Here is a 24345-nt window from a genome sequence, read left to right as displayed (position 1 = left end):
GTTAAATTTCCTTGAGAGCAAGTTTAGACCAGCAAGCTTGCATTTCCCTGAGGAAATGCTGACAAATTCCTGACAAGCGCGAAATTTATGGGAAATGCACGGAAAACAGCGCGCCCCGGCCGCCGGCCGCGTCGCCGATGACCAGCCGGGCGCCGTGGACGGCGGCGATGTCGCGCACGATGGCCAGGCCCAGGCCGCTGCCCTGGGTCTTGTCGTCCAGCCGCACGTAGCGGCTGAACACCTGCTCGCGCCTGGCCGGCGGGATGCCGGGGCCGTTGTCCTCGATCGCCAGCAGGCCGCCCTCGCCCTCCTTGCCGGCCGGCCGGCAGCTGACCGTCACCGCGCCGTGGGCCGGCGTGTAGCGGATGGCGTTGTCGATCAGGTTGTCGATCAGGTCGCGCAGCAGGAAGCGGTCGCCGGTGATGGGCGTGGGCTGCAGGTCGAAGCCGATGTCGATCGCCTTCAGCGAGGCCTGGTCGACAAAGGACTGGATCGCCGCCTCGACCAGCCCGTCCAGCCCCAGCGGCTCGAGGCGGGTCTTTTCAAAATGCGAGGGCTCGGCGCGCGCCAGGGCCAGCAGCTGGTTGACCTTGCGCGCCATGCGCTCGGTGGCCGACAGCATCAGCTTGACCGAGTGCGCCGTGTCCGGCTCGGCATGGCGCGCGCCCAGCCATTCGAGCTGGGTCTTCAGGCCGGCCAGCGGCGTGCGCAGCTGGTGCGCGACGTCGGCCAGGAATTCCTGGCGCGCCCGCGCGCCCTCGCCCACCTTGTCCAGCAGGCCGTTGAAGGCCGACACCACCGGCTCCAGCTCGTAGGGAATGTCGACGGCGGCGATCGGCGCCAGGTCGTCGCCGTCGCGCGCGTTGAGGCCGGAGCGCAACCGGTTCAGCGGCCGCAGCGCGCTGCTGACGGAAAACCACACCAGCCCCACCGAGGCCGCCGTCAGCACCACTTCCAGCAGCACCAGCGCGCGCAGCGTGGCTTGCCGTATCTGGTCGCGCTGCATCGGCGGCCGCTGCTGGCCGCCGGCGTTGACCGCGTCGGCCGGCGCCCAGGCCAGCACGTAGGCCAGCGCGCCGCCGGCCAGGTTGATCAGCAGGATGGGGCCGATCAGCCACTTCAGCAGCCGCAGGCGGATGCTGTTCATGTTCCCGCGCTCGCCGGCGCCAGTTCCAGCATGTAGCCGAAGCCGCGGATGGTGCGGATCGACACGCCGGCGTCGGCGATCTTCAGCCGCAGGCGCGAGATGTAGACTTCCACCGCGTTCAGGGTCAGGTCGTCGCCCCAGGGCAGGATGGCGTCGATGATCTGCTGCTTGGACACCACGCGCGAACCGTGCTGCAACAGGTACTCCAGCACCGCCCACTCGCGCACCGACAGCTCGATGGTCTTGTCGCGCACGCGCGCGCGCTTGGCCGACAGGTCCAGCGCCAGGTCGCCCAGGGCCAGCACCGCCGGCTTGGGCGCGTTGCGCCGCACCAGCGCGCGCAGCCGCGCCACCAGCTCGGCGGTGGCGAAGGGCTTGACCAGGTAGTCGTCGGCGCCCAGCTCCAGCCCGCGCACCCGGTCCTCGACCGCGTCGCGCGCCGTCAGCAGCAGCACCGGCACCTGGCTGCCGCGCGCGCGCAGCCGCCGCACCACCTCGAAGCCGTCGATGCCGGGCAGGCCGATGTCGAGCACCACCACCTCGGTCTGCTCGGCGCGCTGCAGCATGGCGTCGGCCTGGCTGCCGTTGCCGACCACCTCCACCGCCATGCCGTGCCCGCTCAAGACCCGGCTCAAACCATCGGCCAGGACGGCGTCGTCTTCCACTACAAGTACGTGCATGTTCTGTGCGCCAGTCGGAATGAATTTGTGCATTATGCACGCGCCTCCACGAGAAAAACAGAGGCCGTGTAGGACCAGGACTACAAAGCGCCATGTTGCAAGCCTACATTTGTGCGTCTGCTCCTCTTATGTTCGCAATCTAACAAAGTCCCTAAAGTTACACCAACACCAATGAACGCACTTGGTGACTTTGTATAGCACGTTGTATAGCAGATTGTGAGGATCAAAATGAACAACACCCAAGTCAACGCAACCGAAAAAAACGCAGCACCGCGCGCCCCGCGCGTGGGCTCGAAAGCATTCAAGGTGGCGTCACGGCCTGTTGTCAGCGTCAGCGGCGCCCAGCAGAACGAATTGCTGGCCGCACTGCCGCGCGAGGTGCTCGAATCGCTGTTTGCACATCTGGAACTGGTGACGCTTCCTTTCGGCAAGGAACTGTTCGAATTCGGCGGCGCCATGGAATACGTACACTTCCCCACCACCGCCATCGTGTCCCTGCTGTATGTGATGGAGGACGGCGCCACCACCGAGATCGCCGTGGTCGGCCATGAAGGCGTGGTCGGCGTGTCGCTGTTCGAAGGCGAACGCGCGATGTGCAGCGCCGTGGTCCAGGCCGCCGGTTACGGCTACCGCATGAAGGCCCAGCACCTGCGCGCCGCCTTCAACCAGGGCGGCGCCCTGCCCGCGCTGCTGATGCGCTACAACACCGCGCTGTTCGCGCAGATGGCGCAGAACGCCGTCGGCGGCCGCCACAGCTCGATCGAACAAAAGCTGTGCCGCTGGCTGCTGGACCGCCTGGACCGTTCGCCATCGAACGAGTTGAAGGTCACCCAGGAAATGATTTCCATCATGCTCGGCGTGCGCCGCGAAAGCATCACCGCCGCCGCCGGCAAGCTGCAGGACGAAGGCTTGATCACCTACCGCCGCGGCAACATCACTGTGCTTGATCGGTCAGGCTTGGAGGCGTATGCGGGTGAGTGCTATAAGGTGGCGAAGACGGAGTATGATCGTCTGCTGGTGGATGTAGCACGCTGCTAAGCACGGCGCTGAGGGCGGGCGGCAGCGTCGGGATGGGCGCGGCCGGTTCGCCGTCGGCCGTGGCGCGGCGTTCCTCGCCGGGCGCTTCCCGCGCTCGCAAGGGGATGGCCACTTCGATGCAGGTGCCGGCGTCGTTGCGGCCGCGGCGGATGTTCAGCGTGCCGCCAAGCAGCAAGGCCCGTTCGCGCATGCCCAGCAGTCCGTGCGACATGGGCTTGACGATGGTATTGGAGGCGATGCCGATGCCGTCGTCGATAATGCGCAGCATCAGGCCGTCCTGGTTGCGGTTCAGGGTCACCGACACGCGGCTGGCCTTGGCGTACTTGCGGATATTGGTCAGCGATTCCTGGACGATGCGGAACAGCGCGATCGACAGGTCGCCGGAATGGCGCGCCTCGCTTTCGATATCCTCGCCGACGTCGCAGTCGCAGCGCACCTGCGCCAGGCGGCTGAACTCGTTGCAATAGCTCTCGATCGCGGCGCACAGGCCCAGGTTGTCGAGCAAGCTAGGCCGCAGATTTTCCACGATGCGGCGTTTCATCTCGACCGTTTCCACCAGCGTGGCGCGGGCGCGCTTGAGTTGCGCCGCCAGCTCGGGATCGGTCTTGTGCAGCTGCTGGGTGACGGCGGCGATGTCCATGCTGATCGAGGTCAGGTTGGCGCCCATTTCATCGTGCAGTTCGCGCGACAGCCGCACCTTCTCTTCCTCGCTGATGCTGATCAGGTGGCGCGACAGCACCGACAACTGCTCGGTCCGCTGTTGGACCTGAGATTCGAGGTTTTCGTTGGCGCTCTGCAGCGCATGCTCGACCTGCGCGCGGTTGGCGAAACTGCGCCGCACCAGCTGGTAGAACATGACCAGCACAACGATGGCGACGGCGTTGATGCCCATGCCCAGCAACACCGCCTTCTGGTATTCCTGGTAAAACATGGCGCTGCGCGCGGCCATCGTCTCGTTCTGCTCCTGCTCCATGATGACGACCTGCAGGCGGATCTCGTCCATGCTGGCGCGGCCGTCGCTGAGCTTGGCGATCTTGACGATTTCATCCAGCCCGCCCTCGCGGTAGACATCGATGGCCTGGCTCATGATGGTCAGCCGGCGGCGCACCAGCGTGTGCAGCTGCGTCAGGTTGCGCAGTTGCGAAGGATTATCGGCCAGCAGCTTTTCCAGCTCCTTGAACTCGATTTCGGTTTCCGCCAGCGCGGTCTTGGTCGGCCCGAGGTAGGCGTCGCGGCCGGACAGGAAATAGCCGCGCATGCTGCTCTCGGCATCGAGCACCAGCACGTTCAGATATTGCAGGCGATCGGCCACCCGCGCGCTTTGTCCGAGCAGTACCTGCGCGCCGCGCAGTGCTTGCAAGTTGTGGAACAGGCTGAATCCGTTGACGATCAGCAGCAACGCACAGGTCACGCACAAGACGGTCTTGTACAGCGGCAGGCGATGATGCGGCGCTGTTTCGACGGTGAAATACATCCTGACGAGTTTCCTTCACTGGTTAATCCGGGGCGGGGATGCGCCACGTTACCGAATTATAGACCGCTGAGGAAATAGCTGCGCCAGGGGCGCACCTCAATAGTGCGCACCCCTAGGGATATCAATCCAGAAGATTGTTCTTCATGGCGTAATACGTGAGGTCGGAGTTCGACTGCATGCCCATTTTTTCCATGATGCGGGTGCGGTAGGTGCTGACGGTCTTGATGCTCAGCGACAGCGCCACGCCGATGTCCGACACGGTGGCGCCGCGCGCCAGCCGCAGAAACACCTGGAACTCGCGGTCCGACAGCTCGGTGTGCAGCGCCGTGTTCGGATCGCGGTCGAAGCTCTGCGCCAGCAGCTCGCCGACGGTCGAGCTGACGTAGCGGCGCCCCTGGTAGACGGTGCGCACGGCGGTGATCAGCTCGTCGGCCTCGCATTCCTTGTTCAGGTAGCCGTTGGCCCCCATCTTGAACAGGTTCAGCGCGTATTGCTGCGCCGGATAGCCGGACAGGATCAGCACCGGCAAATCCGGCTGGCCCTGGCGGATGGTGCGCAAGGTATCGATGCCGCTCTGGTCCGGCATGGCGATATCGAGCAGCAGCACGTCGCAAATCTCGCGGCGGGCGATATCCAGCGCTTCGCGGCCGGTACCGGCCTCCGCCACCACGTCGAAGTCGTCCGACGCGGAAAAAATCTGTTTGAATCCTGCTCTTACTATCTGATGGTCGTCACAAATGGCAACGCGTATCATTGTTTCCCCTCGTCATGTCCGGCTGTCGTGCCTTGGGCCCCGCCGGACTTCACGCCACCGAGTATCAGCGTCGCTGATAAATGAATAATATTGAAAGTATAGCAGCAATCGTTCCGCCGTCCGCAGCCCGCGGCAGCGGTGCGCGCTACTCGGGCTTGAGCAGGCGCAGTATCGACAGCAGTTCGCTGCGTATCATTTCACGGTCCAACGGAGCAGGAACGGCTGCCGGCACCGAACCGTTGACAGCTGAAGCGCCATCATACTCCGCCGCGGCGCCATCGTAGGCACGGCTGTCCAGCTTATTGCGGGCGCCGCTGATGGTGAAGCCCTGTTCATATAGTAATTCGCGGATGCGCCGTATCAGCAGCACTTCATGGTGCTGGTAGTAGCGCCGGTTGCCGCGCCGCTTGACCGGCTTGAGCTGCGTGAACTCCTGCTCCCAGTAGCGCAGCACGTGCGGCTTCACGCCGCACAGCTCGCTCACTTCACCGATCGTGAAATAGCGCTTGGCCGGGATAGGCGGCAGCACAACCAGTTCAGACTTGGCGAGGCGATCGTTCATCACGGCTCATTTCTCACTCAGGCGGCGCGCGCCATCGGATTGCTCTCTTCGACCATGCCCTTGAGTTTTTGGCTGGCATGGAAAGTCACCACGCGGCGCGCCGTGATCGGGATTTCTTCGCCGGTCTTCGGGTTGCGGCCCGGCCGCTGCGGTTTGTCGCGCAGCTGGAAGTTGCCGAAACCAGACAACTTGACGGCCTCGCCGCGCTCGAGCGCATTGCGGATCTCGTCAAAGAAAGTCTCCACCATGTCCTTGGCCTCGCGCTTGTTCAGGCCGACCTGCTCGAACAACAGCTCGGCCAGCTCCGCCTTGGTCAGCGTAGGCAAATCTTTTTCCGCATCCTGGCGTACCTTGGCCACCTGCATGGCCCGATGCAGATCGGCAGCCAATGCGGATTGGAGTACGGCGGAATCAACGTCGTTATTATTAATTTTCCTGCCCTGCCTTATCTAGGAACGAATGAGTCCGGCGTAGGCCGGACTCCCATTGGTCAAAAAATCGAGGTTTAAGCGCGCAGACGGGCACCGTGTTTTTGCTTGGCCGCATCGCCAACGGCGGTCATCACGGCTTCCACCACATCGTCTTGCAGCGTGTTTTGAGTATCTTGCAAGCTAAAGCGGAAAGCAAGCGATTTTTCGTCCGACTCCAGTCCTTTACCACGATATTCATCAAACAAAACAATGGCTTGCACGATCTTGCCTTGTGGATTTGTTTGCACAACTGCATTAAATGCGTCCAGCAAATCCTGTGCCGGAACGTCTTGCTTGACGACCACCGCCAGATCGCGGGTGGCGCCGGGGAACTTGGAGATTTCCACGTATTCTGGCACGGATCGTTGCTGCAAAGCAACCGCATCCACCTCGAACACCACCGGCGCATGCGGCAACTCGTATTTCTGCAGCCAGCGCGGATGCAGCTCGCCGATGAAGCCGATGACCTTGCCGTCCAGCAGCACGTGGGCCGAGCGGCCCGGGTGCAGCGCCGGATGCTCCGCCTTGACGAAGCGCAGCGACAGCGGCGCGAACAGGTGCTCCAGGTCCGCCTTCAGGTCGAAGAAGTCGACCGCGCGGCTGTCCTGGCCCCACTGCTCGTCCGCCACGCCGCCGTAGGCCATGGCCGCGACGCGTTTCGGCTGGTGATAGCCGGCCACCGTCAGCGCGCCGTCGGCCACGCTGTCGTCGCGCAGGTAGATGGCGCCGATCTCGAACAGGCGCACGCGGCTGGTCTTGCGGTTCAGGTTGTAGCGCACGTTGGCCACCAGGCTGCCCACCAGGGTCGAGCGCATCACGCTCATCTGGCTGGCGATCGGGTTCTGCAGCCTGATCGGGTTGGCGTTGCCGCCGAAATCCTGCTCCCAGGCCGCGTCCACAAAGCTCATGTTGACCACTTCCTGGAAGCCCAGGTCGGCCAGCTGGTGGCGCACGGCGAACAGCGAGCGGGTGTTTTCCGGCGCGATGATCATGGTGTTGGCGGCCACCGGCGCCACGGTCGGGATGTTCTCGAAACCGTAGACGCGGGCCACTTCCTCGATCAGGTCTTCTTCGATCTCGATGTCGAAGCGGTACGACGGCGCGGTCACCGAGAACACACCGTCCGCCAGCGTGAACGGCAGCGCCAGGCGGGTGAAGATGTCGGCGATGGTCTGGTCGTCCAGCGCCACGCCGATCACTTTTTGCGCGCGGGCGGTGCGCAGCTTGACCGGCTCGCGCTTCGGCAGGTTGACGATCTGGTCGTCGACCGGGCCCACCTGGGTGGTCGGCGTGCCGCAGATCTCCAGCAGCAGCGAAGTGATGCGCTCGAGGTGCTCGACCGTGGTCGCGTAGTCGACGCCGCGCTCGAAGCGGTGCGCCGCGTCGGTCGAGAAGTTGTACTTGCGGGCGCGGCCCTGGATGGCGTTCGGCCACCAGAACGCCGCTTCCAGGTAGATCGACTCGGTGTCCAGCGAGACGGCGGTGGCGTCGCCGCCCATGATGCCGGCCAGCGATTCGATTTCCTTGTCGTCCGAAATCACGCCCACCCATTCGTCCACGGTGACGGTGTTGCCGTTCAACAGCTTGAGCGTTTCGCCGGCCTTGCCCCAGCGCACGTTCAGGCCGCCGTGGATCTTGGCCAGGTCGAACACGTGGCTAGGACGGCCCAGCTCCAGCATCACGTAGTTGGAGATGTCCACCAGCGCCGACACCGAGCGCTGGCCGCTGCGCTCGAGGCGCTGCTTCATCCAGTCCGGCGTGGCGGCCTTGGCGTTCAGGTTGCGGATCACGCGGCCGGAGAAGCGGCCGCACAGGTCCGGCGCCGAGATCTTCACCGGCAGCACTTCGGCGCTGTTGACGGCCGCGGTGCGGTACGACGGCGCATGCAGCGGCACGCCGGTCAGCGCCGACACTTCGCGCGCCACGCCCAGCACCGACAGGCAGTCCGCCTTGTTCGGGGTCAGCTTGATGGTGAACTTGAGGTCGTTGAGCGCGTAGTAGTCGCGGAAGTTCTGGCCGACCGGGGCGTCGTCCGGCAGCTCCAGCAGGCCGCTGCCCTCTTCCGACAATTTCAGTTCCTTGGCCGAGCACAGCATGCCCTGCGACTCGACGCCGCGCAGCTGGCCGACCTTGATTTCAAACGGCTTGCCGTCGGCGCCGGGCGGCAGCATGGCGCCGGCCATCGCGCAGACAACTTTCAGGCCCGGGCGCACGTTGGGCGCGCCGCAGACGATGTTGAGCAAGGTGCCGGTGCCGACATCGACCTGGCACACGTTCAGGCGGTCCGCGTTCGGGTGCTTGGCCATTTCGCGCACGAGGCCGACCACCACGTTGGAGAATGGCGGCGCCACGGCTTCGACTTCTTCCACTTCCAGGCCTGACATCGTCAACAGATGGGCCAGTTCATCCGAAGTCATCTTCGGATCGACCATGGTACGGAGCCAGTTTTCGGAGAATTGCATAATCAAACTTTCTAGTCAGTTATCGCGTCGCCCCCGTGAAGGCGGGGATCCATGCTGAAGCGGCTTGGCCGGCGTTCCATGGATTCCCGCCTGCGCGGGAATGACGTCATCCGTATTTAATTGAACTGCTTCAGGAAGCGCAGGTCGCCCTCGTAGAACAGGCGCAGGTCGCTGACCCCGTAGCGCAGCATCGTCAGGCGCTCCAGGCCGGAGCCGAACGCGAAGCCGATGTACTTTTCCGGATCCAGGCCGAAGTTGCGCACCACCGACGGGTGTACCTGGCCCGAGCCGGAAATCTCCAGCCAGCGGCCCTTCAGCGGACCGGAACCGAAGGCGATGTCGATCTCCGCCGACGGCTCGGTAAACGGGAAATACGACGGACGGAAACGCACCTGCAGGTCGTCGGTCTCGAAGAAGGCCTTGACGAAGTTCAGGTACACGCCCTTCAGGTCGGCAAAGCTGATGTTCTCGGCGATCCACAGGCCCTCGACCTGGTGGAACATCGGCGAGTGGGTGGCATCGCTGTCGACGCGGTAGGTGCGGCCCGGCGCGATGACCTTGATCGGCGGCGTGTGGCTGCGGGCGTAGCGCACCTGCATCGGGCTGGTGTGCGTGCGCAGCAGCAGCGGCTTGCCTTCGCTGTCGTTGCCTTCGATGTAGAAGGTGTCCTGCATCGAGCGGGCCGGATGGTTTTCCGGGCTGTTGAGCGCGGTGAAATTGGTCCAGTCGTTTTCGATCTCGGGGCCGTCGGCCACGTCGAAACCGATGGAGCGGAAGATCTCCTCGACCCGCTCCCAGGTGCGCATCACCGGGTGGATGCCGCCGCCGGCGCGGCCGCGGCCAGGCAGCGAGACATCGATGGCCTCGGCGTTCAAACGGGTTTGCATCTGGGCGTCGGCCAGCGCGTCGCGCCGGGCCGTCAGCGCCGCTTCAATCCGCCCTTTGGCAGCATTGATCAGGGCGCCCTGCGCCTTGCGTGCTTCGGGGTCGAGCTTGCCCAACCCCTTCATCAATTCGGTGATCTGGCCGGTCTTGCCCAGATATTTGGCTTTGGCATTTTCCAGTGCGGCGGCGTCATCTTTGACCGCGTCGAAATCCTGCACTGCTGAGGCGACGAGTTGTTCCAGGGAGTCCATGCGTTTTTCTTATCCTCAATCAAAAACGGGGCACAGGTATATACCTTTGCCCCGTTCTCTGCGCAACCCCCGCAGGGATTGCGATCCCAAATCAATGCGTATTAAGCAGCGATTTTTGCTTTCACAGCGTTGACAATCGCGGCGAAGGCCGGCTTGTCCATCACTGCCATATCGGCCAGGACTTTACGGTCCAGTTCGATCGAAGCTTTCTTCAGACCATTCATGAAGACGCTGTAGGTAACGCCATGCTCACGGGAAGCGGCGTTGATACGAGCGATCCACAGACGGCGGAAGACGCGCTTCTTGTTACGACGGTCGCGGTAGGCGTATTGGCCAGCGCGCATGACTGCTTGCTTGGCAACACGGTAAACCTTGCTGCGACGACCGCGGTAACCCTTGGCCAGGTTTAATACTTTTTTATGACGGGCACGAGCTGTAACCCCACGTTTTACTCTAGGCATAGTAACTCCTTAAAAGTGTGAGATTAAGCGGTTGGCATCATGCGCATGACGGACGTGACATCCGATGCGTTGATGTTACGGGTGCCGCGCAGCTGACGTTTGTTTTTGGTGGTTTTCTTGGTCAGAATGTGGCGCTTGAACGCCATACCCGACTTAACAGTACCACCTGGACGCACGCGAAAACGTTTTTTCGCGGAGCTTTTGGTTTTCATTTTTGGCATAGCAATCTACCCTCTTGGGTAGCTCCATATCAAACAGGATTGCAGGTGGCAACACTACGCTGCGCTTAGATGCCTGCTTTCACTTGTTTTTGCAGCAGATGCGAGTCCACTACATTTACAACAGCCGGCAATTATAGACCAGTTGCTGCAATTCTGCACCACAAATTATAAGGGGCGCCTCGGCGCCCCTTATGCTTGCATTTACGGCAAGATTACTTCTTTTTCTTAGGCGAAAGGACCATGATCATCTGGCGGCCTTCCATCTTCGGGAACTGCTCGACCTGGCCGTACGGCTCCAGATCGGCCTTCAGGCGTTCCAGCATACGGAAGCCAATATCCTGGTGCGCCATTTCACGACCGCGGAAACGCAGCGTGATCTTGGTTTTGTCACCCTCATCGAGGAACTTGATGAGGTTGCGCAGCTTGATATTGTAGTCGCCGTCATCGGTACCCGGGCGGAATTTGACTTCCTTCACGGCGATGATTTTCTGCTTCAATTTCGCTTCGTGAGCCTTCTTCTGCTCCGAATACTTGAATTTGCCGTAGTCCATCAAACGGCAGACCGGCGGAACCGCGGTAGGCGCGATCTCAACCAGGTCGACGTTTGCTTCTTCCGCCAGGCGGAAGGCTTCGGCCAAACTCACGATACCGAGAGGCTCGTTATCGACCCCACTTAAACGCATTTCAGGGGCAGTGATTTCGCCATTGATGCGATGCGACTTGTCAGTAGCTATGGTGATTCCTTTTAAAATCTAATGAAAGGCCAGTGCGATCAGGCTTTGTTGGCGACGTCTTGCTGGAGTCGCTCGATCAGGGCATCGACGGACATGACGCCCAGATCGACATTGCCCCGCGCCCGCACGGCCACGGTGTTGGCATCCCGCTCTTTATCGCCAACTACAAGGATGTAGGGCAGTTTTTGGACGGAATGTTCGCGTATTTTATAGGTTATTTTCTCGTTGCGCAAATCGGCCTGTACGCGGAATCCGCTGCGGCGCAGCTTTTCAGCCACTTGTGCCACATATTCGGCCTGCGCATCGGAGATGTTCAGCACCGACACCTGCACCGGCGCCAGCCACATCGGCAGCGCGCCCGCGTAGTTCTCGATCAGGATGCCGATGAAGCGCTCCATCGAACCGACGATCGCGCGGTGCAGCATGACCGGCACCTGGCGGCTGTTGTCGGCCGCCACGTATTCGGCACCCAGGCGCTCCGGCATGAAGAAGTCGACCTGCATGGTGCCGACCTGCCATGGGCGGCCCAGCGAATCCTTCAGGTGGTATTCGATCTTCGGACCGTAGAACGCGCCCTCGCCCGGCAATTCGGTCCAGCTCACGCCACAGGCACGCAGGCCCGAACGCAGCGCGTCCTCGGCCTCGTCCCAGACTTCGTCGGTGCCGATGCGGTTGTCCGGACGCAGCGCCAGCTTGACTTCGATGTTGGTGAAGTCGAAGTCCTTGTAGACTTCCATCGCCTGCGTGTGGAAGGACACGACTTCCGGCTCGATCTGCTCTTCGGTGCAGAAGATGTGGCCGTCGTCCTGGGTGAAGCCGCGCACGCGCATGATGCCGTGCAGCGCGCCCGAAGGCTCGTTGCGGTGGCACTGGCCGAACTCGCCGTAGCGCAGCGGCAGGTCGCGGTAGCTGCGCATATTGCTGTTGAAGATCTGCACGTGGCCCGGGCAGTTCATCGGCTTCAGCGCGTAGGAACGGTTTTCCGATTCCGTCACGAACATGTTTTCGCGGTAGTTGTCCCAGTGGCCGGTCTTGCCCCACAGGCTGGAGTCCAGGATCTGCGGCGCCTTGACTTCCTGGTAGCCGTTGACCTGGTACTTGTTGCGCATGTACTGCTCAACCTGCTGCCAGATGGTCCAGCCCTTCGGATGCCAGAACACCAGGCCCGGCGCCTCGTCCTGGAAGTGGAAGAAGTCCAGCTGCTTGCCCAGCTTGCGGTGGTCGCGTTTTTCCGCCTCTTCCAGCTGGAACAGGTACTGTTCCTGGTCTTCTTTCTTGGCCCAGGCGGTGCCGTAGACGCGCTGCAGCATCTCGTTCTTGCTGTCTCCGCGCCAGTAGGCGCCGGCCAGCTTCATCAGCTTGAATACTTTCAGCTTGCCGGTCGAAGGCACGTGCGGGCCGCGGCACAGGTCGGTGAAGCTGCCCTCGGTGTACAGCGAAACGTCCTGGTCGGCGGGAATCGACGAGATGATCTCGGCCTTGTAGGCTTCGCCGATGGACTTGAAGTAGGCCACGGCCTCGTCGCGCGGCAGCACCTTGCGGGTGACCGGCTCATCCTTCTTGGCCAGCTCGGTCATTTTCTTTTCGATGGCGACCAGGTCGTCGGGCGTGAATGGACGCTTGTACGAGAAGTCGTAGTAGAAGCCGTTTTCGATGACCGGACCGATGGTCACCTGCGCATCGGGGAACAGCTCCTTGACGGCGTAGGCCAGCAAGTGGGCGGTCGAGTGACGGATCACATCCAGGCCTTCGGGATCCTTGTCGGTGATGATGGCCAGATCGGAATCTTTCTCGATCAGGAAAGAGGTATCCACCACTTTGCCGTCGACCTTGCCGGCCAGGGCAGCCTTGCCCAGGCTGGTGGCGATGCTGGACGCCACTTGAGCAACGGTGACTGGGCCGTCGAATTCACGGGCAGAACCATCAGGAAGGCGAACTGAAAGCATAACGATCTCCATTTCGGCACTCAGGCCAGGTGTAGAACAAACAATAAAAAACGCGGACGAAAAAAAACGCGGGCTAGCCGCGTTTTCTCTTTTTTTGAGCAAAAAGAATCCCGATCGACTAGCGTCACTCCCAAAGCTTGGTAGTAGTTCGCGGTGTCATAACCGGATTGCCTTTCTCGCTCTTACATGTTCTGGTGGGCGGTGCAGAATTCGAATCTGCGACCCCTTGGATGTCGACCAAGTATTCTAACCAGCTGAACTAACCGCCCGGGGGTACTACTCATTACTGCTAATTTTACTGCTTTTTACTACTGTGCTGCGTAATCTGGTGGGCGGTGCAGAATTCGAATCTGCGACCCCTTGGATGTCGACCAAGTATTCTAACCAGCTGAACTAACCGCCCGAAGACCAGCATTATAGAGAGCGTCCCGAAGAAAAACAAGGGCATTCATAGGAAACATTTACAGAATGCACTATGAAGTTACTGTGAGATGCCATACGCGGGTCATCCGCATCCATTAAACTACGGGTATTCCCACTCGAACAAGAAGCCCATGCAAGCCGAAACCCGCGCCAACACTGGCGTAGAACTGCCGCCCTCGCCTTCCGCCCACCTGCACGAGCACCGCGACGGCGACGCCAAGCACGTCCATTTTAACGAGCAGCGCAGCCAGTCGGTGCTGGCGTGGTCGCTGGCGCTGACGCTGGGATTTGCCGTGGTGGAGGTGGTGACCGGCTTCATGTCCAACTCGCTGGCGCTGATTTCCGACGCCGGCCACATGGTCACCGACGCCGCCGCGCTGGGCCTGGCCCTGCTGGCGCAACTGATCGCCAAGCGGCCGCCGTCGGCGCGCCACTCGTTCGGCTTCGGCCGCGCCGAGGCGCTGGCGGCCTTCGTCAACAGCCTGGCGCTGCTGTTGCTGGTGGGCTGGATTGTTTATGAAGCGGTGCACCGCTTCTCTCAGCCTCAGGAAGTGCAAGGCGGCACCGTGTTCGTGGTGGCCTTGATCGGGCTGCTCATCAACGTAGTGCTGGCCTACATTCTTTCGCGCGGCGACAGTAATATGAACACCCGTGCCGCGCTGGTCAACGTCATCGGCGACTTGCTGGGTTCGGTGGCCGCGCTGATCGCAGGCGCCGTCATCTATTACACCGGCTGGATGCAGATCGACCCGCTGCTGTCGCTGTTTGTCGCGCTGCTGATCCTCAAGTCCACCGTCGACGTGCTGCGCGAGTCATACCACTTCCTGATGGAGGGCGTGCCGGATCAGATTGACTACCTGAAGGTGGGCGCGGACCTGGAGCAAGTGGCAGGCGTTCGTTCGGTGCACGACCTGCACGTCTGGGACATGTCGCCGGGCCAGCCGGCCCTGATCGGCCACGTCGAAATCACCGACCTCGCGCGCTGGCCCGATATCCTGCATGCCATCAAAACCATGCTGCTGGAAAAGCATGGCATCGACCACATTACCTTACAAGCAGAAGTCACTCACGATGCATAATTTCGAAAAACGCCGCGACCGATACAATGCCTTTGCCTCATTTGAAAACCCGTTGGTCAACCTGAGTTTCGAACTGACCGTGCCGGACTTCCGGCCCTACTGCAAGGAACACAAGCTGGCGCCGTTCCACTTCTTCCTGTACTGCGTTCTGCATGCATTAAAGGGGATCGACAACTTCATGTACCGCATCCTGGATGGCGAGGTCATCAAGATCGACGATTTCATGGCCTCGTACACGGTGCTCAACCAGGACAAGAACCTGAACTTCGCGCGCTTCTCGATGTCGCCCGACTTGCAGGAATTCGTCGCCCGCAGCGTGGCGGCGAAAAAGATCGCCGAGGCCAGCGACATGCTGATCAACACTACCGAAGCACTGAGTCCGCTCGACAAGAAGCGCAACATCCACATCACCTGCACGCCGTGGTTGAAACTGGTGGCGATCGAACATCCTATCTACCACCACAAGAGCTACGACATCCCATCGCTGGCGTGGGGACGCTTCAGCGATCCGCGCGCTGACGGCAAACTGGAGATGAATATGTCGGTGCTGGCCCACCACGGCTTCGTCGACGGCTACCACGTGCATCTGCTGGCCGAAGCCATCGCCGCAAAAGTAGCGGAGGCCATGCAGCCGCGCTGAAGCAATCAGGCCCGGCGAGCCTCCTGCACGCCGGTCACTTCCGCGATGGCGTTCAGCGCTTTTTGCAGTTGCGCGGTGGCGCCGATTTCGGCCGTGAAGGTCATGCGCGCATAGCCCTTCGCGCTTTGTGTGTTGACGCCGATGACGTTGATCTTCTCGCGCGAGAAGATCTCGGAAATATCGCGCAGCAGCCCCTGGCGGTCGCCCGCCAGGATGAAGATGTCGACCGGGTAGACCGTGTCCGATACGGCCCGTCCCCACTCCGTCACGATCACCCGTTCCGGCGCCTTGGCGCGCATCTCGGCGAAGTTCTTGCACGTGGCGCGGTGGATCGACACGCCCTTGCCGCGCGTGACGAAACCGACGATGCCATCCGGCGGGGCCGGCTTGCAGCACTTGGCCAGCTGCGTCATCAAGCCGTCCGTGCCGACCACCAGCACGCCCGACTTGGCGCCCTGGTCCACGCTGGACGCCTTGCTCTTGCCCAGCACCACCGCGTCTTCCGGTTCGGCCGGCTCGCCCGTGTCGTGCAGCGCCTGCTCGACGTGGCGCAGGCTGAACTCATCCTTGCCCACCGACAGGAACAGGTCGTCAACCTTGGCGAAGCCCAGCTTGTTGGCCAGCGCCTCCAGGTTGACCGCAGTCTTGCCTTCGCGCTGCAATGACTTTTCCACCATCGCACGGCCGTGCGACAGCGTTTCCTGCATGTCGATCGCATGGAACCAGGCGCGGATCTTGGAGCGCGTGCGCGTGGCCACCGTGTATTCGTCGCTGAGCCAGTCGCGCGACGGACCGGCCGTGCCGGGCGCGCCCTTGGCGGTGATGATCTCGCAGGTCTGGCCGTTTTTCAGCGGCGTGTTCAGCGGCACCATGACGCCGTCCACCCGCGCACCACGGCAGCGGTGACCGACATCGCTGTGCAGGTGGTAGGCAAAGTCCACCGGCGTAGCGCCGACCGGCAATTCCAGCACGCGCGCCTGCGGGGTCAGCACGAAGATGCGGTCGTCCAGCGCCGCGGCCTTGAGCTTTTCCACCCATTCGCGCTGCTGGTCTTCCTGCCCGACCACGGCGTCGGCGACGTCGGTCTTCCACGCCAGCAACTGGCGCAGCCAGGCGATCTTCTCGTCGTACTTCTGGCCGGCGAAGTTGGAGCCGCCCTCCTCCTTGTAGCGCCAGTGCGCCGCCACGCCGTACTCGGCAAAGCTGTGCATTTCCTGCGTGCGGATCTGCACCTCCAGCGGCCGGCCGTCTTCCGCCGTCACCACCGTGTGCAGCGACTGGTAGCCGTTCGATTTCGGCCGCGAGATGTAGTCGTCGAATTCCTTCGGGATCGGCGTCCAGATGTTGTGCACCACGCCCAGCACCGTGTAGCAGGTCTTGACGTCGGCCACGATCACGCGGAAGGCGCGCACATCGTACAGGTCGGTGAAGTCCAGCTCCTTGCCCTTCATCTTGCTCCAGATGGAGTAGATGTGCTTGGGCCGGCCGAACACCTCGGCCTGGATGCCGGCCGAGGCCATCTCCGACTGCAGCCGCGCGATCGCGCTGGTGACGAAGCCTTCGCGCATCATGCGCTTTTCTTCCAGCATCTTGGCGATGCGCTTGTACGCCTCCGGCTCGATGAAGCGGAACGACAAGTCCTCCAGCTCCCACTTCAGCTGCCAGATCCCCAGCCGGTTGGCCAGCGGCGCGTACAGGTCCAGCGTCTCGCGGCCGTAGGCGCAGGTCATGTCGTTGAACAGCTTGATGTCGGCGAAGTAGCGCAGGGTCGTCACGCACGAGGCCAGCCGCACCAGCACCACGCGCATGTCGGAGGCCATCGCCAGCAGCATCTTGCGCAAAGTTTCTACCTGCGCCACCGCCTGCTGCGCGGCGTTGCGGCCGCGCGCGACGGCGCCTTGCGGGCCCTGCGTCTGCGTCAGCTCGCGCAGGCGGATCAGCTGGCGCACGCCGGCCACCAGGTCGCCGACCTCCTGGCCGAAGCGCGGCTCGATGATGGCCGCCTGCGCGGTGTCCAGCAAGGTCAGCTCGAACATCAGGCCGGCGATGCGGGTCTCGACGTCGGTGCGCATGAAGGCCAGCGTGCCGGCCACGCCGACCGAGAAGTCAAATGCCGACTGGCCGCCGGCGCTGGTCTTGTCGGCGTAGCTGGTGCTGGCGAAGTCCAGCGCCGCCAGCATGCGCGCGCTGTCGTCGGGCGACAATCCCTGGACCAGCTGCTCCGATGCGGCGCTTGTCAGTGCGGTGATGGAAACCATGATGCCCCTAGCGCTGCGCAGCGACGATAACGATCTCGACCAGCACGTCCGGATTGGCCAGCCTGGATTCCACCGTGGCGCGCGGCGGCGTGTGGCCGCTCGGCACCCAGATGTCCCACTCCTCGTTCATGCCTTCGAAGTCGGCCATGTCCTTGATGTAGATCTGGCAGCTGAGGATGCAGGTCTTGTCGCTACCCGATTCGGCCAGCAGGCGGTCGACATGGCCCAGCACTTCGCGGGTCTGCCCCTTGATGTCGGCGGACGTTTCCTCGGCGATCTGGCCCGCCAGATACACGGTGCCATTGTGAATTGCCACTTCGGACAAGCGTTTGCCTACATGCAGTCGTTTGATTTCCATACTTCTCTTCTTTACCGTTCTCTTATTGTTAGCCCAACAGGAATTTCCTGGCGATCGCGATCTGGTCCTCGTGGATGAAGGTCGGCGCATGGCCGACGTTCGGAATCTCCACCAGCGTGGCTTGCGGGCCGCGCCGCGTCATCTCGGCCGCCGTTTCCGGCGACAGCAGGTCGGAATCGGCGCCGCGCACCAGCAAGGTCGGGCACTTGATCGCATCGTAGGCCGCCCACAGCATCGCCTGGTCGGCATCGGCCGATTCCGGCGTCGCCGAACGGAACGGCGTGGCCAATCCCATATCGTAATGACGCACCCAATGACCGTCTTTGTCCTGGCGCAGGACATCGCTGCACAGTTTATGCCATTCCGCCTCGGTGTGCTGGCCAAAGGACAGCGACACGTCGCGGATGAATTTGGCGCCGTCCTCAAAGGTGTCGAAGCGCAGGTCCTGGCCGATGTAGTCGCCGATGCGCTGCATGGCGACCGGCGCCAGCACCGGGCCGATATCGTTGAGCACCAGTTTGCGCACCGGATTGCCCGGCAGCGACGCCAGGCCGAGGCCGATCAGGCCGCCCATCGAGGTGCCGAACCAGTCGACGCTCTGCCTTTCGCCCTCTGGCAGCACGCGCGCCAGCAGGGTTACGATATCGCTGACATACTGCGGAATGCGGTACAGCTGCGGGTTTTTCAGCCAGTCGGAGCGGCCGCGGCCGACGATGTCCGGACAGATCACGCGGTAGTCGCCGGCCAGCGCGCGCGCCATGGCGTCGAAATCGTCGCCCACGCGCGTCACGCCGTGCACGCAGACCAGCACATTGGGATTGGCCGCGTCGCCCCATTCCTTGTACGACATGCGATGCAAACCGGCCAGCGACAGGCATTGAACAGACTTTATTTTCGCTTCGAACATGCGGCTTCCTTGATAGTTTTTATGTAATGATGTTCAGAATCACCATTTTACCGGGCGTTGCACTTAAAATCCTACCGAAGTGTAGCGCAGCCCCATTTTATTCTCCAACCCTGCAGAGGACTCCATGACAAACAAGACTTTGAGCGGCAAGACAGCGCTGGTAACCGGCTCGACTTCGGGCATCGGCCTGGGCATCGCACGCACGCTGGCGGCCGAAGGCGCCAACGTGCTGCTGAACGGCTTCGGCGACGCCGCCGAAATCGAACAGCTGCAACAGGATATGGCACGGGAATTCGGCGTCAAGGCCGGCTATCACAACGCCGACATGACCAAGCCGGCGGAAATCGAAGCCATGATCGCCTACGCCGGCGAGAAGTTCGGCGGCGTCGACATCCTGGTCAACAACGCCGGCATCCAGCACGTGGCCAATGTCGAGGATTTCCCGGTCGAGAAATGGGATGCCATCATCGCCATCAACCTGACGTCGGCCTTCCACACGTCGCGCCTGGTGTTGCCGCGCATGCGCGCCAACAACTGGGGCCGCATCATCAACATCGCGTCCGCCCACGGCTTGGTGGCGTCGGCCGGCAAGTCGGCCTATGTGGCGGCCAAGCACGGCCTGGTCGGCCTGACCAAGACCAACGCGCTGGAAACGGCCACCACCGGCGTGACGGTCAACGCCATCTGCCCCGGCTTCGTGCTGACGCCGCTGGTGCAGAAACAGGTGGACGCGCGCGCCGAGAAGGATGGCATCAGCAATGAAGCCGCCAAAAAGGCGCTGCTGGCCGACAAGCAGCCGTCCGGTGAGTTCGTCACGCCGGAGGAACTGGGCGCGCTGGCGGTATTCCTGTGCTCCGACGCGGCCAAGCAGGTGCGCGGCGTGGCCTGGAATATGGACGGCGGCTGGGTAGCACAATAAGGAAGTCGCTAAAAACCGGCCCCAGCTTCGTTGTGGCACCTCGCCGTGCAGGCGCACTGCCTTCGGCGCCACGCCTCGCTGAGCCCGGTTTGTAGCAACTTCCATAAGAGATATCACCGCGATGAATGCGGTTAACCACAATGGTGATGTCTCTTATTTTGACGGATGATGAACTCCTCACAAGAACGCGAGGAGATCCCGTGAAAAAGCCGTTTTATAAAATTCTATACGTACAGGTGCTGTTCGCCATCGCCTGCGGCATCCTGCTGGGTACTTTCTACCCATCCGATGCGGTCGCCATGAAACCGCTGGGCGATGGCTTCATCAAGCTGATCAAGATGATCATCGCGCCGGTGATTTTCTGTACCGTCGTCTCCGGCATCGCCGGCATGCAGGACATCAAGAAAATCGGCCGCGTCGGCGGCAAGGCTCTGCTGTACTTCGAGGTGATCTCCACCTTCGCGCTGGTGATCGGCCTGTTCGTCGCCAACATCGTGCGCCCGGGCGCCGGCTTCAACGCCGACCCGGCCACGCTCGACACCAAGGCCATCGCCGAGTTCACCGAGAAAGCCAAGCACCAGTCCACCATCGACTTCGTGATGAACATCATCCCGAACACCGTGGTCGACGCCTTCGCCAAGGGCGACATCCTGCAAGTGCTGCTGATCGCCATCCTGTTTGGCTTCTCGCTGTCGCTGCTGGGCGATCGCGGCAAGCCTGTCACCAAGCTCATCGACGAGCTGTCGTCCGCCATCTTCGGCGTGGTCGCCATCGTCATGAAAGTCGCTCCGCTGGGCGCGTTCGGCGCGATGGCCTTCACCATCGGCAAATACGGCATCGCCTCGCTCAAACCGCTGGCCACGCTGATGGGCTGCTTCTACCTGACCTGCGGCCTGTTCGTGGTGGTGGTGCTGGGCACTGTGGCGCGCCTGACCGGCTTCTCGATCTTCAAGTTCATCGGCTACATCAAGGAAGAACTGCTGATCGTGCTGGGCACCAGCTCGTCCGAAAGCGCGCTGCCTTCGCTGATGACCAAGCTGGAGCGCCTGGGCTGCTCCAAATCGGTGGTGGGCCTGGTGGTCCCGACCGGCTACTCGTTCAACCTGGACGGCACCAACATCTACATGACGATGGCCGCGCTGTTCGTGGCGCAGGCCACCAACACCGACCTGACCTTGACGCAGGAACTGACCATCCTCGGCGTCGCCATGCTGACCTCGAAGGGCGCCTCCGGCATCACCGGCGCCGGCTTCATCACGCTGGCCGCGACCCTGGCCGTGGTGCCGACCATCCCGGTGGCCGGCATGGCGCTGATCCTGGGCATCGACCGTTTCATGAGCGAATGCCGCGCGCTGACCAACTTCGTCGGCAACGGCGTGGCGTCGGTGGTGGTGTCGCACTGGGAAAAAGAACTGAATCACGACACGCTGCACAAGGAGCTGAACAATCCCGGCTCGACCGTGACCGATCCCGACCTGCAGCCGCTGACCCGCCACGCGCACTGATCGCCCCCGCCTTCCTTCCGCTCCCCGCCCGGCTGTGCAGCCCGGCGGGTTTTTTTCATTCCACAACCTTGAATGTAAACTCTCCAGCTAAGAGCCGAGCTAGTGCGGATGCTGGCGTATAGTTCTTACGACGCTGTCCCACAGTAAAAGCGCTCCTTTCTCGTCGTGCGCGCTGCTGCCACTCACGTCCATTTCCAAATGAATCTTGGGTGCAGACAGAGAGGGAACTGGGCGCATGGTTTCCAGCGTCAGGCCAAGTTTTTTCTCGTCCTCGTCCTCGCCAAGCATAATTGACGCCCCCCACTCTTGTGCTCGCATTCCCGCCACTTCCAATTCCCCCTTGCGCAGCACCGACTCTTTCGCCTTGAACTTTCTCAAGAGGGAATTGGGACCGCCTACACGTTGCAGCAATGTTTCAGTATCGTCCCGTCTGAAGGTATCCACATCGATAGAAAACGAGATATCGGGCCTTAGAGCATTCTTGAAACGCAAACTCGCGGATTCCGCGCGATAGTTGCCACCAACCGCCACGCGGCTGAAACAAAACGCTTTCGAAGCAGCTGCGGGCTCACCTTGGTACGCGATATTTTTCATTAAAGAATATAGCAGCTCCTCCGCTTCATTCATTTGGTTTTTATAAGAATGAATGGTTGCAACTAAATATTGGTCACGTAAGAGCCAATGAATTTCGCTTTGATACGCATCATCGATCTCCCTGACCCGATATAACATACCTCCATCGGAGATTTCCCGCGCCAGTGTAAGCCGGTCTGTCTCTCCAGAACCGGCGGCGGCCAGTTCAGCATGACGCGCCTTGACCTGAGCAACAAACGCCGCCATGTCGGTAACCGGCGTGACACGGAGATCAATCTTGGCGCTTTCCACGGCATCCTGTATTGGCGTGAACATGGCGCTCGCGCCGGTTTTCAACGCATATCCGTCGGGCAGATCAACAAGATTCCGGCCGATACACTGTGTTTTCATGACTGGGTTCATTTTCGAATGGGCTAGGTCGTCGGTCTTTTTTCCATCACATCCTGCAGCAATCAATACCAGGACAGAACAAGCAAAAATTCTCATAGTTTGGCCATTGCGGCTATTTTGGTAATTGCATAGTGGGTCACACGCTGCGCAGTTGGATCTTTGAACGACGGCTCATGTGAGAATCCCTGCAGACGAAACTGCTGTTGAATATTAGTACCTCCATCGCGGCGTGGCGCCATACCAGAGCTGGCCGGCACGGTGCCGTCGCCATTTCCGTCCTGCATAGCAGATTGAATCTCCCAAAAACTGGTTTCGTAGCTGGTCACGCCACCACCACCTGGGCCATAAGTTGACTGCACCTTGGTTTCTCCCCCAACAAAAATCTCATTCCTCCCTTGTTCCCGCACCATCTGATGGGTATAGCTGGAGATCTCTTGCTCTGTTGGCCGCATCCCTTTTTCAGGCTGCAGTCCTTTGCGCATGCTCCACTTGATCGTTTCAAAACTGGCCTGCGGGCCGCCACTTGCGCCGTAATATACAAACGTATGCGGGTGATAGTGGCCGGAGATTTTGCTATGAAAATCCTTTGCACGTTTGACGTTCTTGCTGAACTCATTCCAATCGATCGGTGTTCCATTGGTCGGTGACAGCCATTCCTCGCGTACCAATCCCCACCAACGGTCCTTAACCAGATAAATTTCCTCATACGGATCGCCGGCAGGCAGATTGACTAGATTCTTGCCTTGAGCATCTGATACTGACAGCCAACGTGGACGATACCCATTTGCCGGCAGCAATTGCAGCGCGCCCGGCGCCTGAGCAAATACTGCAGTCACTTCTTGTCCCGTTGAGCCGATCACCAGAGCCGCGCCAAAATCCTCGTCGCGCATGCCCACTTTGCATCGTCGATACGCAACTGCAGCGCCTACTGCGGGCATGACACCATGTACGATGCCGGCGATCTTTTCCTGCATGCCGGGCAATTGCGAGCAAAAGCGAGCTACCAGCCCTCCCATAGAATGCGTCACCAAAATTACCTGCTGACATTTAAACGCTCCGCTATTGTTCTCCGCTATGATGGTTTCTATGCGAGCTTTGAGCCTTGCTCCCGCCACCTCATTGGACGCAAGCCAATTGTATCCACACGCATATACCGGGAACCTGCATTTTGCACGCTTTAGCAAATCGTCCGACATCACGGGCGCTGTCACATGACCTTCTTCTGCCATCCTGGGCAAACCGTTCATCTCCATGGCAATGCCGGGATACAGCTTGGGCTCAGGAGGACGTGCGCCTGGCGCAGGCGCGGCACTGACGGAGGTATAAAAGAAATCATCCCACTTGGCAGGGTTAAATCCTTGCCCATTCATTTTATCTTCAAGCCAGAGCAGAAATTCGTGATAACTGGTTTCGCCAACTTCGCCCCAACCGCGATCTTTATAGGTTTCACGCCGGCTCACCATGCCCGCCATTTTTTTTGGAACACTTCCATCGTTATAGACTTGGGTCCGCTGCGGATGGAGCACTTGCTGACGCGCGCCAGGCCCTTTGCTCGCCCAACGCCAAGCCAAACCAATAGGTTGCCCCTTTGTGCTATTGAGAAGCCAGACCGGCTCTCCGTCCTGATCTGCCAAATTGCTACCCATAATGCCAGGCACGAACACGACAGGCAAAGAGACCATGGGCGGCAAGGTCAATTTCACTGTGTCCAGCAAGCTAGTACCGGTTAGTTGCCAGTCAAAAGTAGGTTTGCCATTTGTGCCAGGCTGGGCTTGCTGAGCACGCTCTTTATCGGGTGGCACGTACGACATGATCAATCCTTATTTCAACATACCTAAAATCACGATCTGAATATTCTCCGGCCGGAATCCTTGCTGCAATGGGATTCGACCTTCGCCATCAGTGACGCCTTCAATACGCGCACCATCTTCTTTCATGATCGCATACCGCATGTTCTTGATGGGATCGCCTGATGGATCAAGCAATTGGAATTTTTCATCAAACGCCAGAGTCCCACGCTGCAAAACTGGCATCTCAGAGTTCATGCTCGCTGGGCCGGCAAACGCCTTCTTGCCAGCATGGATGGTCAATTTACCAGGGCATTGCACCGTGATATTGCCGCCGTCGATGGTGATATTCGCCCCGCCCGCCGTCGACAAGCTGATGCTCTTGGCCGCCGCCCAGTCC

The 24345-nt window shown here is 61.1% G+C and carries 23 protein-coding genes and 2 tRNA genes; 5 read left to right on the top strand and 20 right to left on the bottom strand.

The window, feature by feature from the left end:
* Positions 1-85: 85 nt before the first annotated feature.
* Positions 86-1147 carry a sensor histidine kinase gene (locus tag ABWW33_RS26710; protein ID WP_176651157.1) on the bottom strand — a complete coding sequence of 354 codons (1062 nt, stop codon included), beginning with the start codon at positions 1145-1147 and terminating at the stop codon, positions 86-88.
* On the bottom strand, positions 1144-1827 hold the full coding sequence (locus tag ABWW33_RS26705; RefSeq protein ID WP_176651158.1) for a response regulator transcription factor: 684 nt from the start codon (positions 1825-1827) through the stop codon (positions 1144-1146). The genes ABWW33_RS26710 and ABWW33_RS26705 overlap by 4 nt, the downstream gene beginning before the upstream one ends.
* A 228-nt stretch (positions 1828-2055) precedes the next feature.
* On the opposite strand from ABWW33_RS26705, the gene ABWW33_RS26700 reads away from it, so the two are divergent.
* A complete protein-coding gene (locus ABWW33_RS26700) occupies positions 2056-2865 on the top strand; it encodes a Crp/Fnr family transcriptional regulator (protein WP_353404461.1) in 810 nt (269 codons plus the stop codon).
* On the opposite strand, the gene ABWW33_RS26695 is transcribed toward ABWW33_RS26700, so the two are convergent.
* The 12 genes from ABWW33_RS26695 to ABWW33_RS26640 form a co-directional block, all read right to left on the bottom strand.
* A complete protein-coding gene (locus tag ABWW33_RS26695) occupies positions 2762-4339 on the bottom strand; it encodes a CHASE3 domain-containing protein (protein WP_353404459.1) in 1578 nt (525 codons plus the stop codon). The two genes, ABWW33_RS26700 and ABWW33_RS26695, sit on opposite strands and share 104 nt — an antisense overlap.
* Positions 4340-4460: 121 nt before the next feature.
* Positions 4461-5093 carry a response regulator gene (locus tag ABWW33_RS26690; protein ID WP_090313944.1) on the bottom strand — a complete coding sequence of 211 codons (633 nt, stop codon included), beginning with the start codon at positions 5091-5093 and terminating at the stop codon, positions 4461-4463.
* Positions 5094-5238: 145 nt separating this feature from the next.
* Positions 5239-5655: a MerR family transcriptional regulator gene (locus ABWW33_RS26685; protein ID WP_176651161.1), complete on the bottom strand. Its 417-nt coding sequence runs from the start codon at positions 5653-5655 to the stop codon at positions 5239-5241.
* Positions 5656-5672: 17 nt separating this feature from the next.
* Complete coding sequence (locus ABWW33_RS26680) at positions 5673-6020, bottom strand: integration host factor subunit alpha (protein ID WP_019919772.1); 348 nt, start codon at positions 6018-6020, stop codon at positions 5673-5675.
* 140 nt (positions 6021-6160) lie between these two features.
* On the bottom strand, positions 6161-8587 hold the full coding sequence (gene pheT / locus ABWW33_RS26675; protein ID WP_176651162.1) for a phenylalanine--tRNA ligase subunit beta: 2427 nt from the start codon (positions 8585-8587) through the stop codon (positions 6161-6163).
* A gap of 116 nt (positions 8588-8703) precedes the next feature.
* Positions 8704-9723, bottom strand: coding sequence for a phenylalanine--tRNA ligase subunit alpha (gene pheS, locus ABWW33_RS26670; protein ID WP_353404457.1), 1020 nt, complete (start codon positions 9721-9723; stop codon positions 8704-8706).
* A 101-nt stretch (positions 9724-9824) separates the two neighbouring features.
* On the bottom strand, positions 9825-10184 hold the full coding sequence (rplT, locus tag ABWW33_RS26665) for a 50S ribosomal protein L20 (RefSeq protein ID WP_090313948.1): 360 nt from the start codon (positions 10182-10184) through the stop codon (positions 9825-9827).
* A gap of 23 nt (positions 10185-10207) precedes the next feature.
* On the bottom strand, positions 10208-10405 hold the full coding sequence (rpmI, locus tag ABWW33_RS26660; RefSeq protein WP_008449407.1) for a 50S ribosomal protein L35: 198 nt from the start codon (positions 10403-10405) through the stop codon (positions 10208-10210).
* A 212-nt stretch (positions 10406-10617) separates the two neighbouring features.
* The gene (gene infC, locus ABWW33_RS26655) at positions 10618-11157 is read right to left on the bottom strand and encodes a translation initiation factor IF-3 (protein WP_071658961.1); all 540 of its coding nucleotides are present in this window, start codon (positions 11155-11157) and stop codon (positions 10618-10620) included.
* Positions 11158-11177: 20 nt separating this feature from the next.
* Positions 11178-13085, bottom strand: coding sequence for a threonine--tRNA ligase (thrS, locus tag ABWW33_RS26650; protein WP_353404454.1), 1908 nt, complete (start codon positions 13083-13085; stop codon positions 11178-11180).
* 192 nt (positions 13086-13277) lie between these two features.
* Positions 13278-13354: transfer RNA gene (locus ABWW33_RS26645), tRNA-Val, on the bottom strand.
* Between the two features lie 57 nt (positions 13355-13411).
* Positions 13412-13488 (bottom strand) — tRNA-Val (locus ABWW33_RS26640).
* A gap of 151 nt (positions 13489-13639) precedes the next feature.
* Here ABWW33_RS26640 and ABWW33_RS26635 point away from each other — a divergent pair.
* Positions 13640-14587: a cation diffusion facilitator family transporter gene (locus ABWW33_RS26635; RefSeq protein WP_353404453.1), complete on the top strand. Its 948-nt coding sequence runs from the start codon at positions 13640-13642 to the stop codon at positions 14585-14587.
* Entirely contained in the window at positions 14580-15227 is a 648-nt protein-coding gene (locus tag ABWW33_RS26630) for a CatA-like O-acetyltransferase (RefSeq protein WP_353404452.1), read from the top strand. Before ABWW33_RS26635 ends, ABWW33_RS26630 begins: the two co-directional genes overlap by 8 nt.
* 5 nt (positions 15228-15232) lie before the next feature.
* Here the strand turns inward: ABWW33_RS26630 and ABWW33_RS26625 are convergent, their stop codons facing one another.
* The 3 genes from ABWW33_RS26625 to ABWW33_RS26615 are packed head-to-tail and all read right to left on the bottom strand — an operon-like array spanning position 15233 to position 18750.
* A complete protein-coding gene (locus ABWW33_RS26625; protein ID WP_176651166.1) occupies positions 15233-17485 on the bottom strand; it encodes a RelA/SpoT family protein in 2253 nt (750 codons plus the stop codon).
* A gap of 7 nt (positions 17486-17492) precedes the next feature.
* A complete protein-coding gene (locus ABWW33_RS26620) occupies positions 17493-17843 on the bottom strand; it encodes a RidA family protein (protein ID WP_353404451.1) in 351 nt (116 codons plus the stop codon).
* A gap of 28 nt (positions 17844-17871) precedes the next feature.
* Positions 17872-18750: an alpha/beta fold hydrolase gene (locus ABWW33_RS26615; protein WP_176651168.1), complete on the bottom strand. Its 879-nt coding sequence runs from the start codon at positions 18748-18750 to the stop codon at positions 17872-17874.
* Positions 18751-18874: 124 nt separating this feature from the next.
* On the opposite strand from ABWW33_RS26615, the gene ABWW33_RS26610 reads away from it, so the two are divergent.
* Together ABWW33_RS26610 and ABWW33_RS26605 are read left to right on the top strand one after the other, a co-directional pair.
* Positions 18875-19669: a 3-hydroxybutyrate dehydrogenase gene (locus ABWW33_RS26610; protein WP_353404449.1), complete on the top strand. Its 795-nt coding sequence runs from the start codon at positions 18875-18877 to the stop codon at positions 19667-19669.
* A 200-nt stretch (positions 19670-19869) separates the two neighbouring features.
* The gene (locus tag ABWW33_RS26605; RefSeq protein WP_176651170.1) at positions 19870-21174 is read left to right on the top strand and encodes a dicarboxylate/amino acid:cation symporter; all 1305 of its coding nucleotides are present in this window, start codon (positions 19870-19872) and stop codon (positions 21172-21174) included.
* Between the two features lie 99 nt (positions 21175-21273).
* On the opposite strand, the gene ABWW33_RS26600 is transcribed toward ABWW33_RS26605, so the two are convergent.
* The 3 genes from ABWW33_RS26600 to ABWW33_RS26590 all read right to left on the bottom strand — a co-directional run.
* Positions 21274-22254: a T6SS immunity protein Tli4 family protein gene (locus tag ABWW33_RS26600; RefSeq protein WP_353404447.1), complete on the bottom strand. Its 981-nt coding sequence runs from the start codon at positions 22252-22254 to the stop codon at positions 21274-21276.
* The gene (locus ABWW33_RS26595; RefSeq protein WP_353404446.1) at positions 22251-23969 is read right to left on the bottom strand and encodes a Tle4 family T6SS lipase effector; all 1719 of its coding nucleotides are present in this window, start codon (positions 23967-23969) and stop codon (positions 22251-22253) included. The genes ABWW33_RS26600 and ABWW33_RS26595 overlap by 4 nt, the downstream gene beginning before the upstream one ends.
* Before the next feature lie 9 nt (positions 23970-23978).
* Positions 23979-24345, bottom strand: a 367-nt coding sequence (locus ABWW33_RS26590; protein ID WP_353404445.1) for a DUF2345 domain-containing protein, incomplete at its 5' end; no start/stop codon positions are given.

The sequence above is a fragment of the Duganella hordei genome (assembly GCF_040369125.1).
In the GTDB taxonomy this organism is placed as follows: Bacteria; Pseudomonadota; Gammaproteobacteria; order Burkholderiales; family Burkholderiaceae_D; genus Rugamonas; species Rugamonas hordei.
The sequence above is the reverse complement of the archived record's forward strand: the minus strand, read 5'-3'. Positions and strand labels throughout refer to the sequence as shown.